2 protein-coding genes (1 of these 2 running past the window's edge) are annotated in these 18086 nt (G+C 55.9%); both read right to left on the bottom strand.

Going from position 1 to position 18086, the window contains the following annotated elements:
- Nucleotides 1-3277, bottom strand: the start of a protein-coding gene (locus tag A3848_RS31520; protein WP_143192313.1) for a non-ribosomal peptide synthetase. Its footprint begins 19520 nt before the window's first position; 3277 of the gene's 22797 nt are visible here — the first part of the coding sequence; its start codon is at nucleotides 3275-3277; its stop codon lies off the left edge, out of view.
- A complete protein-coding gene (locus tag A3848_RS00345; RefSeq protein ID WP_074082879.1) occupies nucleotides 3243-18086 on the bottom strand; it encodes an amino acid adenylation domain-containing protein in 14844 nt (4947 codons plus the stop codon). Before A3848_RS00345 ends, A3848_RS31520 begins: the two co-directional genes overlap by 35 nt.

Below are 18086 nucleotides of genomic sequence, written 5' to 3'. Positions count from 1 at the left end.
TCAAATAACCGGCAAAGTCCCGGATCGTCGAATAGCTGTAGAAGAGCGTCGGATTCGTCTTCACACCGTAATGCTTGTTGATAAGCGCTGCCAGAGCCGTAAAGGAGATGGAGTCAAATCCCATCTGGCCCAGGTTCGTCAGCAGGTTCGCCTCAACGGGCAACGCTTTTATTATCCCGGCAAGGCGGACCAGTTCATTCTCAACCAATGGCTGCAGATCCAGGGCCGAGCTGCCGGAGGTATGTAACTGTTGCTTCTCCGGCCCGCTCTGCTCGTCCATCGGGACAGAACCGGCCAGGCCGAACAAATGCGCAATCTGCTCCGTCCCGGCGGACGCCAGCTGCTTCCGGTCCACCTTGCGGTTTAAGGTCAGAGGATAACCGGATACATACATGATCCGGGAAGGAACCATATACTCCGGCAAAACAAGCCGGACTTGTCTTTGCAGATCCAGCACATCCGGCATCCTGTCCGTATGCTGAGGAACAAGGAATGCCGTCAGCTGCTTGTCATTTCCTTCGTCCCGCGCCACCACAACCGCTTCGGCAATGCCTCCGGTCTTATGCAGCACATTCTCGATTTCGCCCAGTTCTATGCGGAACCCCCGAATTTTGACCTGAAAATCCGCCCGCCCAAGATAATCCACGGTGCCATCCAGCATGTAACGGGCCAAATCCCCGGTCTTGTACATTCTTGAGGATCGATCCGGATGAAATGGGTCAGGCAAAAAGCGGCGCTTCGTTTCCTCCTCCCGGTTCAAATAGCCGATGGCGACCCCGTCTCCGCCGATATACAGCTCTCCCGTGACACCGGCAGGCACAGGCTGGAGCGATGCGTCCAGCACATAGAATTGCGTGTTCGCAATGGGCCGGCCAATGCTGATTCGGCCTGCACTTTCCACTTTGCTGACAGAGGACCATATCGTAGTCTCCGTCGGGCCGTACAGGTTCCAGAGCCCGTTGCCCAGCGGCAACAGCTGATCTGCCAACTCCCTGGACAGAGCTTCGCCGCCGCACAGCATTTTGATCCGCAGGGGGGAATCCCAGCCGGCCACAAGCAGCATTTGCCATGTTGCAGGGGTCGCCTGCATCATGGTGATTCTGCCTTCCGCCAGCTTGTCCAGCAGAAGGATGCCATCCTTCTGCATGTCCTCCGGGGCTATTTCCAATTGGGCACCAACTATAAGCGGCAAATACAACTCCAGTCCCGCAATATCGAAGCAGACCGTTGTTACGGCAAGCAGTCTGTCATCCGGCGTACAACCGGGCTGCCGGGCCATGGAGCACAGAAAGTTGGTCAGTCCAACGTGGCTCACTATAATTCCTTTGGGCTTTCCTGTCGAACCGGATGTGAATATGGTGTATACCGGGTCGTCCGGCTGTAAGGATACCAAAGGGGCTATCTGCTCCAGCTCCTCCGAAGAGGCAGCCTGCCGCGCATCCGCTCCATCCACGCACAGTACCGCGCCGGCAAACTGCGGCAAGCCAGATTTGACGGAAGAATGTGTCAGCACATATGATAATGCGCTCTCCTCGAACATATCGGCCAACCGTTCCTTTGGATATAGGGGGTCCAGAGGAATGTATACACCGCCAGCCATCTGCACGCCAATCAAAGCCATCAGCAAATCCAGGGAACGGTTCAGGTAGATGCCTACAAAGGTCCCCTTCGCAACTCCGTTGGCCTGCAGATGGAGGGCGAGCGTCTTGGCACGCCAGAACAGCTCCAGATAGGTCAGACTTTCCTCCCGGAAGCGTACCGCTTCGGAATGGGGAGAGCGCTTGACCTGTTCACAGAACAGATCAACAAACGTTAAGCTGCGCGGATAAGCCGTCTCGGTATCGTTCCAGCCGTAGAGCAGCAGCTGACGTTCTTCCTCGGACAACAGTGTAACTCCGGAGAGCTGGAGACCTCCTTGCCCGGCTATTGCTTCGAGCGCGCGGATATAGTGGCGGGCCAACGTCTCCACCGTATCCAATGCATACACATCGGGATTGTATTTCAGATGGAACAGACATCCGTTAGCCTTCTCGATTACTTCCAGCGTCAGGTCGAATTCCCCAAGCTGATGGATATGGTGCAGACAGTCCAGGAAGATACCATCCTCCGCTGCCTGAATGCCGTTCTGAAAATAAAACGCCGCCTGGAACAAAAAACGTTCCCCCGACGGACGCTGGTCATTGAGCTCGCGGGCCAATGTATAATACGGATACTGGCTGTGTTCAAGGGATTCAAGCACCGTCCGGTGAACCTTCTCAATGAAGGCCAGCAGCGAATCGGCTGGATCGATATCATTGCGGATCACAACCATGTTCATAAAATTGCCGATTACATTATCGAAGCTCTCTTCCGGTCTGCCGGCCACCGGCGTCCCGATGGAGATGTCGGTTTGATTGCCTAGCCGGGAAAGAACGAGCTGATAAGCCGCCATCATTATAGAGAACAGCGTCACCGGCTTGGATGTCGGTACGGACTTTAAGGCGGCAACCAGCCACTCCGGAGCCGAAAATGAAAAAGACGCCCCTTCCGCAGAAGGGGCAGAGCGCATACCGGTTACAGGCAGCTCCAAAGAAGGTACAGGCACAGCCAGCCGGTCCAGCCAAAAGCTGCGATCCCTGCCGGCCTTATCGCTGTTGAGATAACGTTGTTCGTAATGAACATAATCGGTGAAATCTGCACGCCGTTCCGGCAGTACCGGTGTGCGCCCCTGGCTCAAGGAGGCATAGCAGGTCTGCAAATCCCTCAGAAACAGCTGCGAAGAAAGGCCGTCGAGAATGATATGGTGGAACGTAAACAGCAACAGGGAGTACTCATCCGACACATCATACAGACTTGCGCGAAAGAGCGGTCCCGCTTCCAGATCAAAGGGCCTCTTAATGTCTTCCCGGAGTAGGCGGTTGACCTCATCTTCAGCCAATCCGGCCGCAGCGAACCGGCTGATCGCCGGAAGCACTGCACTGTCGGTCACCTGGTACGGGAAGAACTCCCCTTCCTCACGCAGCAGTACCGTTCGAAGGGAAGGATGAACCGAAAGCATATACTCCAGCGCTTTATAGAGAAGATTCTCGTTAAATCCGGCATGTACTTTAAAGGCACCGGGAGTATGATAGGCCCAACTGCCGGGCGATAGCATATGCTCAACCCACATTCCCATTTGTCCAGCAGACAGCACTGTCCGTGAAGATCTGCGCCGGTGGCTTCCGGCTATCAGCTTGAGGGCTTCCTCCCGCGACAACCGGCCGTCAGCAAACTTTTGATATATCTCTCTTTCGATCATTCGTTTCACCGCTTTCAACAAAAGACTTTATGATATCCTTCAAAGCCAGCGCCTCTTCTAATTGAAGCTTGTTATCTTCCATACTCGATAAAATCAAGTTGTTCAGGTAATAGTCGAAGGATGCTTCGCCTTCCGGCTCCGCTTCTGTATCATCCTTACCGGAGAAGAGGTTCTCCGGCAATTCCCAGGTCTGGGGAGCACCGTGTTCCATTAAGAAGCCGCTGAGCCGCTCAATGGAGTAGTGCTCGAACAAATCAGGCAGGGTAACCGTTATCCCTAAAAATTGCCGGATAGCCTTTACCATACTGCTGGCAGTCAGGGAATCCATGCCGTATTTGTCAAACCGCTGGCCCGGCTTAATCTGCTCCGCCTTCAAATCCAGCAGTTCCGCAAGCAGCTCCGTCAGATAGTCCCTGATTTCGCTCGAAACCTCACGGTCCGGTGCAACTTGGTCTGGTGCAGCCTGATTTGATGCAGTCCGGTCCGGTGCAGCCTCTGCCGCTGGTTCCAGCTGTTGCTCTGCAGTCAAGTCGCTGGCGACCCAATAGCTTTCCCGTTCGAAGGGATAACCCGGCAGAGGCAGCATGAAGCATTCCTCCGGCGGGTACAGATCGTCAAGCACCAACTCAATGCCGTGCACCCACCGCTCCGCAAAGACGGACAACCTGGCCGTTGTCACGTCAGTTGCTCTTAGCCGCGATTGGATACCCGGCTCCTCTACACTCCCCGCAAATATTCCGGTCCCGGCTGCGCTTCCGCCCAACACCCGCTCCAGCGTATCGACGGCAGCCTGCTTATCCTGCACAACAAGGGCCAGCCTTTCTTCCATCGGCTCCCTCAGAGCCAGCGAATAGGCAAGGTCCCTCATAGAGACGTATTCGCTGCTTGTCAAATACTCCAGCAAATTGCGGGCCACCCGGCCAAGTCTCTCCGCGTTTCGGGCCGACATTAACAACAGGAAGGGACCTGCTGTCTCCGGCTCTTGTGTCAGCTCTGCCTGCAGAGCGGGGAGATGCTCTTCTACAACGAGCGCCGCATTGGTTCCACCGGCACCGACAGCATGGATCACTGCGCGCAACGGTATTTCCGGGCCGAAGCCATCGTCGCCGTCTTGCCGCAGCCTACTCCAATCGGCCGTTTCACGTTGAATCTGCAAAACGGTGCCCGTCAAGTCGATCCGTGGGTTCAAGCTGTCCGCATGAAGCGAGGGAACGAGCTTACGGTTCACCAGTTGCATAATGACCTTGGTCAATTGGGACATCCCGGAGGCCGCCTCCAAATGCCCGATGTTGGATTTGACCGATCCGACGGCACACACATGACTGTCCGCGCTGCAATCTTGAAAAACAAGCTTCAGCGCATCCATTTCGATTGCATCTCCGACCGCCGATCCGTTGGCTGCCGTTTCGACATAACCAATCGTGGCAGGCTCCGCTCCCGCATCGGCCAACGCCAGGCGGATAAGCTCCGCCTGCGCGTCACCGGAAGGAACCTTGTAGGCACTGGTTCTGCCGCTATGGTTAACGGCGCTGCCCTTGATCCTGCAGAGAATTCGATCATGGTCCGCTTCCGCCGGTTCGGCGAGCTTCAATATGACGACACCCGCCCCTTCACCCGGAAGATAACCGTCTCCGTCGCCCATGCTGAGACTCCTGCTGTGGCTTCCCAGCAGCTTGGCCTGGGACAAGCCTATATACTTGTAAGGATGCAGGCTTAAGTTCACGCCTCCGACGATAGCCATCGCGCACTCTCCCAACCGCAAGCTGTTGACCGCCAGATGCAGCGCCGCAAGCGAAGAGGAGCAAGCGGTATCCACGGCCATACTCGGTCCCTGAATGCCCAGATAATACGAAATTCGATTGGCAATCGACCAATAAGAAGCACCGGAAAGAATGGCCCCGACCTGTTTATCCTTGGCAACCCAAGGATACGGCTGAGTCATAGCCCCGATAAATACGCCTACCCGCCGCCCTTCCTTCTCCAAGCGGTTCAATTTTGCTCTTGAGTAGCCGGCATCCTCCAGCGCGTGCCAGACCGTCTCCAGCATGATTCTCTCCTGCGGGTCCATACCGACCGCTTCCTTGGGCGAAATGTTAAAAAAGAGCGGATCGAACCGATCCACATCTTTAATGAATCCCCCCCACTTGCCATTGCTGCGCATGTGCCGCTGGTCTGCAGCGGCATTCATATACAAATCGCCGTTCCACCGCTCGGCGGGCACCTCCCGGATGCAATCCTTCCCTGTACTCAGATTGCTCCAGAATTCAGCGGCCGTCTCCGCCTCAGGGTACTTCCCGCTTAACCCGATTACAGCAACCTCTTTGGCACCTGGCCGCACCTGCTGAGGGTTGGTCGAAGGAGCCGGGGTCGAAGGCGTCCAAGGAGTCGAAGGAGCCGAGGCAACTGCATCGGCACAATCCTTCCGGAAATAAGCTGCCAGCCGCTCCCGGTGATTGCTCAGCAACCAGCCGCTTATCTGCCGAACCGAATTGTATTCGACGAATACGGTTTGGGCATCCGCACCGATGACAGCCCCTAGCTCACGCCCCATCCCCATAAGCATTACAGAATCCATACCATACCGGTCAAACGTATCGGTATCGCGGATGCGTTCCACCGCTACCTTTGTCGTCCGGGAGATCATTTCTTTCACAAATGCAGCAACCTGCTCCGGGGTCGGATCATCCCCCCTACCTGGGAGGTCGGCAGCCGCATCCGCCTCCAGCCTCGAAGCTTCGGCAGCAGGTAGGTCCTGCGGCGGGAACAGCCAGTCTCTCACCTTGTTCAGCCGTCCTTCCGCCACCGTCAGCCGGGGATAACCGGCACCGAGCATCGCTTCAAAGGCCCGCACTCCCCGGTCGGTCTGCAGAGACGACAGACCGGTCTCTTCTTCCATCCAGGCGCTTACGGCAGCGGGCATCACCATGCCGCCCTCCTGCCACAGAGGCCAGTTCACGGATAACGATACACCGGAGCGCCGGCCGATGTTCGTTAACTGCTGCCTATGCTCCATGTACTCATCCATATAACGGTTGGCGAACGCATAGTCGGCCTGTCCTCGGCTTCCCGCCACCGCCGCTATAGAAGAGAAGGCCACAAAAAATTCAAGCGGTTCTTCCTTGGTGACTTCATCCACATGGAAGATCCCGTTTACCTTGGGCGCAAGCACAGCCTGCAATTCTGCTTCGGACTTCCCTTTCACCAATGAATCCCTGGTGACTCCGGCGGCGTGGATCACACCGTGAACGGCCCCGTACCGCTGCCCGATGATCTGGAAGAGTCGGCGTGTATCCGCAGCGTCCGACAAGTCGCAGCTCAGATACGATATCTCGGCTGTCTCCCCAAGCTGTTCCAGCACCGCTTGCTTCTCCGAATTCAGCTCCGACCTTCCGGCCAGCACAAGGATGCAAGGACGCAAGGACGCCAAATACCGGGCGAAGACGAGGCCCAGCCCGCCTCCTCCGCCGGTGATTACATATACCGGCCGCTCCTGTGCATGACTGCGGGGAGACGACCCGGCATGCTGGCGGATATCGGCATTCAGCCGAAGACCGATATCCGCTTCCTCCAGCAGCCGCATCATCCGTATACCGCCGGTATACGCAATCTCCGCAAAGGATTGCTGAATGGCGTTTACTTCCCGATACAGCAGTTGAGCCAGCTCCGCAGCCTGCAGCCGGTCATGCACGCGGACCGTTCTATAGACCGCCTGCTTGCTCTCCAGGCAGACACTTTTGACAAAAGCGGCTGCGCAGGAGCTCTCCCATTCCGGATGCTGCCCCGTGTAAGCAAACAGGATCTTCGTTTGTTCACTCCCCCCCGCACCGGCTATTGCTTTGGTGAAGCAGAGCAGGCGCTGCGCCGAACGGTGTACATGGTCCACGTTATAGCTGCCGGAAGCATCACCGGCGTTCGTCTCGTTCCATAACCACATGATCTGGAAGTCACGGAGACTGGACTCCCGAAGGGATTGGAAAAGTCTAAGGTATCCCTCCTGCTCCTCCAGGTTCAGCTCAAACCCCGATTCCGTTCTACGGAATGCAGTCCCCGGACGCACCCGCACAATCGTAGAGTATGACTTGCTCAGCTCATCCCTTATATGCTCGAACCTTGCGTTGTCGTCGTCGAAGATAAGCAAGCTCCGTTTCATGGATGGCACTTGAATTGCCAGTTTAACCGGCTTCCATTGCTCCCGCACATACATAAGCCCCTTGTCTTCCGCCTGCTTCTTGGGGCCAGGCGTTCCGGTCAAGCGGAAGCCGTCCATCTGGGCCAAGCGGTTCCCGGACATATCGCAGATCGTAATGTCATATCCTGCGCTGCCCTTTACGGTGTATACCCAGCACTCATTCGGCAGGGCGCCATAGAATGCAATTTCCTCAATGGCAAACGGCAGCCCTGCTTGTTCGGCCGATTCTCCCCATGCCAGAGCGGCAACCGAATGCAGTGCCCCATCCCATATCGCCGGATGGCCCCCGCCGCCTTCATACTGCCGGCTTCCGGACGGCAGCTGGATATGGCCCAGTGCCTCAACCTCATTGTGATACAGCTCCGCCATAACCTGATAACCGGGGCCGTATTGAAGACCCCGATCATGGAGACCGGAATAAAGCTCGGCAGGGAAGATCAAGTTCAGGCACCGCTTTCTTATCATTGAAAGATCGAGCGGATTGCCGGGGGCAGCGTTTCCATAGGACAGAGTACCTTTAAAGTGAACCGTCTGCTCTCCCTGGACGCCGGTAACAATGGTATACTTCGCTTGGTTGCCGTCCGGGGTTAACATGATCGTCGCCTGTTTGCTTCCGGCCGTTACATCAAGGGGCGAGAACCACATTGCATGCTTCAGCCCTGCAACGATTGTCCCCGGCTTCGCCAGCGAGCCGGCCGACCTGGCCATCTCGATCATGGCCGCACCCGGAACAAGAACAGCTCCCTGCACAATATGATCCTGGATCAGAGCATTCTCCCTGTCGAAAAGCTTGGTATACGCCAGACCTTCAAAAGTGGATACATTCGCATCTATAAATGGCAGCAGAGTGTCGGCAGCTGTCGCCTCCACCGTTGCCTGAAGTGTGCAGCGGGTCTCTACCCAGTAACGTTCTCTGCTAAAGGGATAGGTCGGCAGCCGGACCGGACGGCGCTTCGAGTTCGAAAACAATTTTTTCCATGGAATTTCAGAGCCCTCCGTCCAGCTTCTGGCAATATCATTCAGACGGTCCCTGGCCGTTAGATCGACAAGCTCAGGGTCTAGGTCAAGTGCAGGAACCTGCCCGAACAGGAGCTTGTCCGCTGCACATCCGGAGTATAGCCCCGGCGCATCGCCGCCTTGAAGATACACATCCAGCAGATCGCTCAGTTCATTAAAATCCTCGCAGATGATAGCCAGCCGCTCCTCAAAGTGTTCACGGCCGGTCTGTAGCGTATAGACGAAATCCTGCAACGAGCAGCCCGCAACGCCGGCGCCTGTCCGAAGGGGTTGCAGAACTGCGGTTGCCGCCGCCCCTTCGCGTTGTCTTCTGGCATCCGCAATGAGCTTGTCCAGGCCGCCGACCGTCAGACCGCCTGCCACATCGTGCAGATTCAGTTCAACCCCGAACCTCTGATTAATCCCGGATGCGAATTGCATGATGTCGGCCGCAGTGCCCAATACATCTCCGAGCATTTCCCCTGCATCCAGCTGCTCCTGTCCGCCTCCGGTCACCGCCTCGATGTACTCCAGCAGCGAATAAGCCGCAGCCGGTTCCTCTGCGCCTGCCGCCGCTCCTTCCTGCAATCGCCGGATGTCCACAAATGCCTTCATGATACCTGCATACTCAGACAGCCGTTCCCTTGTCCTGGCGGAGAGCACCGCTATGGAAGCAGACTGTCTGTTATCGCTTGACCTTTTGCCGGAGACGGCTTGCTCCTCTGCATATTCCTCTATGACCAGGAAAGCGTTGGAGCCCCCTGCTCCAAAGGAGCTGATTCCCGCCCGGCGCGGATACCTCTCCTGCTTCCCGTTCACCGTGCGGACAGGCTGTCTCCATTCACTGCATTCACGCTGAACGCGGACCGGAGAATTCCGGAAATCGATTCTTGGATTTAACTGTTCAGCGTGCAGCGACGGTACCAGCATCCGCTCGCGCATTTGCAAGAGCACCTTCGTCAGTGCCGCAATCCCGGCCGCCGATTCAAGATGCCCCACATTCGACTTCACTGAGCCTATGGCACAGAAGCCCTTATCCTCCGTAAAGGATGCGAACGCCCTGTTAATGCCCTCGATTTCAATAGGGTCTCCCAGAGCGGTTCCGGTGCCGTGGGCTTCGAGATAGCTGATCGTGCGCGGGTCAATTCCCGACTCATGAAATGCCTGGCTCAGCAGCTCCGCCTGGGATACCGGGCTCGGAACGGTATATCCGTTGGTTTTGCCTCCATGGTTAAGCGAAGTACCCGCAATTACGCCATAGATGGAATCTCCGTCCCGGACGGCTTGGGCCAGCGGCTTCAATAGCACGGCCCCTACGCCTTCACCCGGCACATACCCGTCTCCGCCTTCGCCGAAGCTGCGACATCTTCCGTCCGTGGAGCCGAATTTGCCCTGGCTGACCAAAATATATTTATTGGGATGCGAGGCCACGTTCACTCCGCCGGCAAGCGCATAATCCGCCTCCCCGCGAGCAAGGCTGTCGCAGGCAAGCTTGATCGCAGTCAACGAAGAGGAGCACATAGTATCTACCGCCATGCTGGGTCCTGTAAAATCCATTACGTACGATACCCTGTTGGCAATGGAGGAGAAGCTTGAGGTCGGTTTCTCCCGTTCATCTCCTGAGGCGCCGTACAGCTGATACTGGCTCCACATCGCTCCCACATATACGCCTACCTTGGCTTTATCCAACGCTTTGCGCGTATAACCGGCGTCTTCCAGCGTTTCCCATGCACATTCCAGAAACAGCCTTTCCTGCGGGTCCATCAGCTCCGCTTCCTTGGGCGATATATTGAAAAAAAGCGGATCGAACTCCTCCATGCCGTCCAGAAAACCGCCCCATTTGGTATAGCTCTTCCCCTTCGCTTCCTTGTTCGGATCGAAGAAAGCATGCAGATCCCAGCGGTCCGCCGGGATCTCGGCAATACAATCCCTGCCCGACTTCAGATTGTTCCAATAGTCTTCCAGGGTCCGGGCCATCGGATAACGTCCGCTAATCCCGATAATGGCAATCCGTTCATCCTTATCACCGTTCTTCCCTGTCCCGGCAGATTCAGCCAGGGAAGTCTCCTGCTCCTTGACCGCTGGGTCTCCTGCAGCTGCATCCTCCGGAAGAAAGCGTTCTCCTGTCTTCTGCTCAGGCTCCTTGACGGCGAGGTCCTCGGCTTCTCCGCACAGCTTCGCCGTCTGATCCGGGTATGCCTTCACTAAATAGACCGCCAGTTCCTTAAGATTGCGGTGCTCGAAGAATACCGTCTGCGGCAAGGCTCCAAATTGACTGATTAGCTCCCCCGTCATATTCATAATCATTAAAGAATTCAAGCCGTATTCATCCATGCTGCGCTGCGGCTGCACCTTCCCGGCCGGCAGGCGGGTCTCGGTGGCCACAAGGCCTATCAGCAGATTTTCTACCCGCTTGAGCTTGACAGCGTCATCTTCCGGCGCTTTCACCGGCGCCTTCACCCCAGGAAGCGCCGAGAGCCGGTCTTGCGGCCCGGCCGAAGCAGCTGCGTACGGTTGCAGCTGCTTCGGCCGCCCTCCCGGTTGAATGAACAGCCGGCTGGCTGTCCGCTGCAACAGAAGCTCGGGATCACCGGCCAGAACGGCAAGGCACGGATACGGAGACTGCAGCGCCTGTTCTAAGGCGGCTATTCCTGCTCGGCTGCCGAGCTCGGCCATCCCCAGCTCCATCCGCAGCTTCTTCTTGTACGCCTCCGTCAGCTGCAGGCCTCCGTCTGCCCACAAGGGCCAATTCACTGCCAAGCTTTTGCCGGACCTTAAGCCGTTGAGACGCTTCTGCTCCCTTCCCGCTGCGAATTCGTCCATAAAGCGGTTGGCATAGGCATAATCGCTTTGACCGGCATTGCCGAACACAGACGAAATGGACGAGAACAGAACAAAGAACTCAAGATCATCGGAAGCAGTCAACTCATCAAGGTTCAAGGTCCCCCATACCTTCGATTGCAGCACGGCATCGAAATCATGGCGCTCCTTATGAAACAATAAAGCATCACGGGTTACCCCCGCACAATGAAGCACTCCCTGGATAGGTCCATAACGCTTCCGGCATTCCTGCAGAGCGCTTCTGGCCTCCCTATAGCTGGCGATATCCCCTTGGATGTAATGGGCTTCGCCTGCAAATGTCTGTAATTGCTGCAGCCTGTGCTTTCGCACTTCATCCAGTTCGGAACGCCCGATGACGATGACCCGGCAGCCGGGATCAGCCAGCATGCGGCAGGCCAATTGATAGCCAATGCCCCCAAGACCGCCTGTAATCACGTATGTTCCACGGTAGACTGGCCCGGCTTCCGGCACTTGCCGCAGTTCAACGGACTCCATAACCTTAACGCTCCGCCCAGGCCCGGAGTACATAACCTCCGAATCCCCGGACACCTCATTCAATTCATTGCTCAGCCTGGCATAACAGGCCGCCCAGTCCTTCCGCAGCAGATCAGGCTCCAGCATGACACTTGTGGTGCGGAATCGCGGATTCTCTGCCGCCGCAGTCCGAAGGAAGGCGTTGACTCCCGCGTAGTGGGGATACGCATCGTTGTTCTCGCCGGAGTATGCATAGACCAGACGCACCGTCTCCGAGCTATATGGCCCATGCATATATGCTTTGGTTAACAGATACAACGAGTATACGCCTGCTTCCATATGAACAGAGGGGTCGCGGTACATGCCGGTATCCAGCGTCCATAAATGCAGGATTTCGTCAGGCCGGAAGCCGCGTTCGAATAATACGTCCATAAGTTTGCTGTAATCCGCATATTCGCAGCCCACTTCGTACATTGTATCCGACAGCTGTCTCCATGACGTTCCCTGCTTGACAACTATGACCCGCTGCTCCGCAAGAGCGCCTGCTGGCACCCGGTATTCCTCACTGCCGAATACCATTATGTTCTTGACGTTTGCAGCAGGAGACGATATGAGCAGTTCCTTACTCTTCCAGCGGCCTTCAAAAAACAGCACTTCCGGCTCCGCCGTTATATTGACAACCGTTTTCCCCGGTGTTGTTATCGCTTTGATTACAAAATCTTTCATGCTCAAACATAATTCACTCTGCTCGTCAAATACGTCGATATCAGCCTTAATTATTCCATGACCCGCTTCATTAGGGCGGTGGAGACGGATATGGGTCCAGCACTGTCGGCCTAGAGGCCGATAAAGCTCCAGCTGCCCCAGCATAAACGGCACATACGAATGATCCGCCTCGAACAGCTCGTCGAAGCCGCCCATAGCATGCATTGCCCCGTCCAGCATCTGGGGCAGCAGCTCATAATAGGGGGCTTCTCCGCCGGTCTGCCCTGCCTGTCCGTCCGGCAGCTCCAGCCGGGCCAGCAGTTCATTCCCGTTGTACGCGAGTGTCTTCACTACTTGATAGCCCGCGCCGTAGCATATCCCCTTCTCCGCAAAGGAAGCATACAGCTCCCCAACCGGCCTCGACCGGGTGCATCTATCCAGAATAGAAGCGGTTTTCTCGTACCTTGCGGCTGACCGGGGAGCAACATCCGGCTCCAGCTTGCCTTGGCATACGGTCTGAGGGCCGTCGTCAGTCTGCTCCGTTATCGTAAAATGAACAGCAGCTTCCCGCTCCGAGAGATGAATAGCCACCTGCTTCGATTCCCCGGTGAAGCGAAGCTCTTTCTTCCATACAATAGAAGAAATTAAGTGTATCTTCTGCTCGCAAGCAGACTCCCCGGCTGCCCTTGCCATCTCCAGCATGACCGCCGCCGGAAGTACAGCCGCCCCATGTATGACATGCTCCCGTACTTCGGCATCCTTCAGCGAAAAGACGGTTCTGAATCGTTGCTCCTTCAGCGTAGAGGCATTCTCCCCCAGGTAAGGGTGTAACTTCTGGTCAGGGTTGGCGTGTTTCTCTTCAAGCTGCACCTGCGGGCGGTTTTCCGACGTCCCTGCAATCCAATAGCTCTGACGTTCGAACGGGTAGACCGGCATGGAAATCCGGCCGAGGCGGCCGTCGCGCGGAATCAGGTTCCAGTCGATATCCTGTCCCTGAACGAACCATACAGCGATCTGACCGGCTATATTTCTGTACTCCTCCCGTTCAAGGCCTACCTTGCCGAGTCTTCTGACAAGCGTGTCCTGCCGGTATGGGCCGTGCTCCTCTGCCTGCGCCTCCGCCTGAGGACGAAGATTGCTGTAAATATACGGCAGCTCCTCCCCGTTCAGAAAGGCTTCCAGCTTGCGCTTCAGATCGTGGTGGCCCGCCGCCACGAAGGCGGCACGGCAATCAAACATGCTCCGTCCCGCCTGCAGCGTATAGCCGATCTCGTCTAGGGTATAGCCACTCCCTTCCTTATCCAGCCAAACGGCCAATTCGCCTGCCTTGGCCATCAGCGCCCGTTTCGTTTTGGCAGAAAGCGGCACGATGTGGTACGGAAGTGAATCGCTGCCGCCCCGCGGGGCGTGCGGCACTTCTTCAACAACCAGATGCACGTTGGTTCCGCTGATGCCGAATGAACTGACTGCAGCCATTCGCGGACCCTGAGCCTCCCAATCCTTAAGCGCCGTGTTGACATAGAAGGGGCTGCCGGCGAAATCAATATGCTCATTAGCGTTTTTGAAATGCAGCGACGGGGGAAGTTTTTTGTGCTTCATTGCCAGCAGAACCTTTACCAGCCCGGCTACCCCGGAGCAAGCAATCGTGTGGCCGATGTTCGTCTTTACGGAACCGACCGCACAGTACCCCTTCCGATCCGTCCAGCCGGCGAATGCTTCCGTCAACGCCTTGATCTCGATCGGGTCCCCCAGCTTGGTGCCGGTTCCATGGGCTTCGATATACGAAATCCGTTCAGGATCAAGCTTGTACTTAGCATACAGATTTCGGATTAATTGCTGCTGCGAGGCAGCACTCGGAGCGGTTATTCCATTGGTTTTGCCGTCCTGATTGATTCCGGAGGCAACGATTACCCCGTAAATGTGGTCCCCGTCCTCCAATGCCCGGTCCAGGCTTTTCAGAATGACGATTCCTACACCTTCGCCGGGCACCATCCCGTTGGCCTCATTATCGAATGCCTTGCATTGTCCATCCGGGGAGAACATCCCCATACTAGAGGACTGATAATACAGCGCCGGAGACGACATCACGGACACGCCTCCTGCAAAAGCCATCTCAGACTCGCCCGCCGCAATGTCGGAGCAAGCCAAATGGATGGCGGTAAGCGAAGAAGAGCAGGCGGTATCCACCGTTATGCATGGACCCTTCAGATTGAGATAATACGAAATCCGGGCTGACAGAATGGCGTTATCATTGCCCATGGTCGTGTAATGATCGTGGGGAAGCTGCCGGTCGCGGATCAACTGGACATAATCCCCCGGCCTTCCGCCAATGTATACGCCAACCGCCTTATCGCTAAGCTCCTTTTCCTGATAGCCCGCATCTTCCATCGCCTTCCAGCACTCTTCGAGAATCAAGCGCTGCTGGGGGTCCATCATTTCGCTCTCCCGTGGAGAGATCCGAAAAAAATCCGAATCGAACTGGTCGATGCCCTGCATAAATCCGCCCCATTTGCTGGCAGACCGGAACGGCTTCTTCAGATCCGGGTCATAAAATGCCTCCATCTCCCATCTTCCTGCGGGAATCTCCGTTACGGAGCAGACGCCGGCGGCCAGATTGCTCCAATACTCTTCGGCATTCCGGGCCCCCGGAAATCTGCAGGACAAGCCGATTACGGCTACTTTTCTGTCAACCGGCTGCCGGCTCGTCGAGACGTCGTCCTCCGGCTTGGCCGGATCATCCGTTGCTGCAAGTCCAGACGAACTGGCCTCCTGCGAAGCATTGCCGGTGTCCACGGCAGCAGTGCCCGGCTCGGGCAGCGGGGGAGCAACCGGAACTGGACGGACCCCCTTTCCGGCCAGGAACATAACCAAATCCTTGATGCTGGGATGATCGTAGAAATCCGTAACCTCCAGCTTGACCGCGAACAACGCTTTGATCCGGTTCATGAAATCAACGATGGTCATTGAATCGAAGCCGACTTCGTAATATTTATGATGCGGCTTGATCTCGTCCGGGCCACCTCCCAGGATCTCTGTCGCAATCCGGAGCAGCTCATCCCTGACGGTGTCATGGTCCAGTTCGGCAGAAGCTTCAACCGGCGGAACGACAGAGTTCGCAGCCTTGCCCGCCGTTTCTTCCAGCTCACGCACAAGGGCAGCGGTATCGGCCTTGATTAGTCTGTGACGATCCAGCTTGCCATTGGGAGTTCGCGGCATTTCCTTCAGAACGATGAAGGAGGACGGAACCATAAACTCCGGCAATCTTGCACCCAGGTACCCCCTTACTTCCTCGTCCGAAAAAACGGCTTCCTGCTTCAAGGCAAGGAAGGCCACCAGCCGTTTGGTCCCGTTGCCGCTCTCCTTGGCCACAACAGCGCATTCCTGTATCCGCTCAACTTCGCCCAGCACCTTCTCGACGGCAGATAGCTCGATACGGATTCCGCGGATCTTCACCTGATGATCCTGTCTGCCCAGCAGCTGGATGGTTCCGTCCGGCAAATAACGGGCCATGTCCCCCATCTTGTACAACCGCTCTCCCGCGCTTCCGCGAAGTGGGTTGTTGGTGAACTTGGCTGCCGTCTCCTCCTGCCTATTCACATACTCTACGGCCAATGAGGCACCGCCGATGTGCAGCTCTCCGGGCACTCCAACAGGGCACAATCGCATCCGGGAATCCAGAATGTAAGCCTTGACATTCGTAATCGGTCTGAACCAGGCCATCTTGCCTTCTGCAAGATCACAGTCTGCCGTTGTAAATTGCATGATTCCGTTCACCTCTGTCGCACCGTAATCAGCTACGAGCAGAGCATCCGGGAAGTGCTTCATAAATGGTTTGAACAAATCCAGCGTGAACGGCTCTCCGACCGTCATCCACATCCGAACCTGCTTCAGAACGGTTAAATCCTCAGACGATTCAAACATCCGGCGAAGCATGGACGGAAGCATCGTGCAACAGCTGACCTTATGTTTATCTAGTGCGTGTATAATCTTACCCGGGTCCTTTACAACCGTATCGGACAGAATCACCGTTGTAATCCCCTGCAGAAGCGCCCCAAGAAATTCCCACATGGACGGCATAAAATTCATGCTGGTCCGTTGGCAGGTCCGGTCCCCCTGTCTGAACGGATATCGGGTCCACATGTGGTTGAAATAATTGATTAGCTGCTGCTGTCTGTGTCTGACCCCCTTGGGAGTACCGGTCGATCCTGATGTATAGAGAATGAGTGAAGCACCGTCAGAGGCATAGAGCGTATCCGGCAGTATTCCGCCATCCTCACCGATTTCGCCGGAGATCGGGTCTGGTCCGTCCAGGCGAAGTACCGGAACACGCCCGCTGTCGATAAATGATTCTCGGGAATCCGTGTCCAGAATCAGAACGAGGCCGGCATCCTGAATCATATAAAGAATTTGTGCCTCCGGATAACTTCCGTCCAATGGAACATACGTAAGTCCCAGCTTAAATATAGCCAGGATTGAAACGATGGTGTGGATGGATCTTTCACCGTATACCCCGATGGAAGAACCGGGGGCGATGCCCAGACTGCTGATCCGCAATGCGAGTCTGTCAACCGCAGTTGACAACTCGCGGAAGGACCACGCATCCGTTTCGCCGTTGCCGCTCTCATGAATAACAGCAACGGCATCACTGTCCAGGGAGGCTGAATGTGCAAAACGTTCATACAGCGACTGTTCAAACGCTACCTCTTCGTCATAACCGGCACATTCCAGCAGGAAGGACTCTTCTTCCCCGCTCATCAAAGGCACTTGATCTATAACCGTATCCGGTTCCTGCAACAGATTCGTGAGGAAGCTCAAGAACTGCCGGAGCGTTAACTCGATGGAGATCGAATCACACAATATCGGCGAGTATTTAATCCCTCCGATGCAAGCCTCCCCTTCCTCCCGGAACGAGACTACGGCGTCCGGCACAGCCGCTTCCTTGTTCTCCAAGGGGAGATTCGGAATCTGCAACAGCAGTTGGTAGGAGGATGCTTCCTTATCATTGGGAAGCGCTTCCTTGACTTGTCCAATCAGTGCCCGCAACGTCCTTCCTTCCGCATTGGAACAGTCAAACCAGGTTATGCTTCGTCCTCTTTTGCCAATTGCCTTTACCCCTGCTTTCATTTCATACTCCGGGTACCTGGCGAGCAATGCTATGAAGACGGCTGCGATTACAACCTGTGGCTTAACCCCGATGGCTTCACTGAACGAACGGACCGGACTCCATTGCTCCTCGGACAGCTTGAAAAGACGAACAAGCTCCCATTCAAGAGCCTGCCGCTGCTGCTCACCCTCACCATGGGGAAGCCGGAAGACTTGCGGCACATTCTGGGCGAACAACCGCTGCACTTCCGGCAATGTCTGCTTATCCTTACCTTGTTTAAGTATCCTTGTATGGGACAACTCCGTAGAAGCCAGCTTCAGAGAATCCACGAATTCAGCCAGTGTATTCTGATCCGCTGTAATTCCGGCCGACAGCCCTTCCATGTTGATCGGGTGCAAGTGGGGCTGACTATTGAAAGAAGTATAATAATCGTAATGATGGCCTTTCCGAAAAAAATGCGATCTGCTTGAAATCAACATTTCAGCTATTGCCAACTCCAT

The organism is Paenibacillus sp. P32E, assembly GCF_001909085.1.
GTDB classification, from domain to species: domain Bacteria; phylum Bacillota; class Bacilli; order Paenibacillales; family Paenibacillaceae; genus Paenibacillus_AQ; species Paenibacillus_AQ helianthi.
Note: the sequence above shows the minus strand (reverse complement) of the source record. Positions and strands in the feature narration are given on the sequence as shown.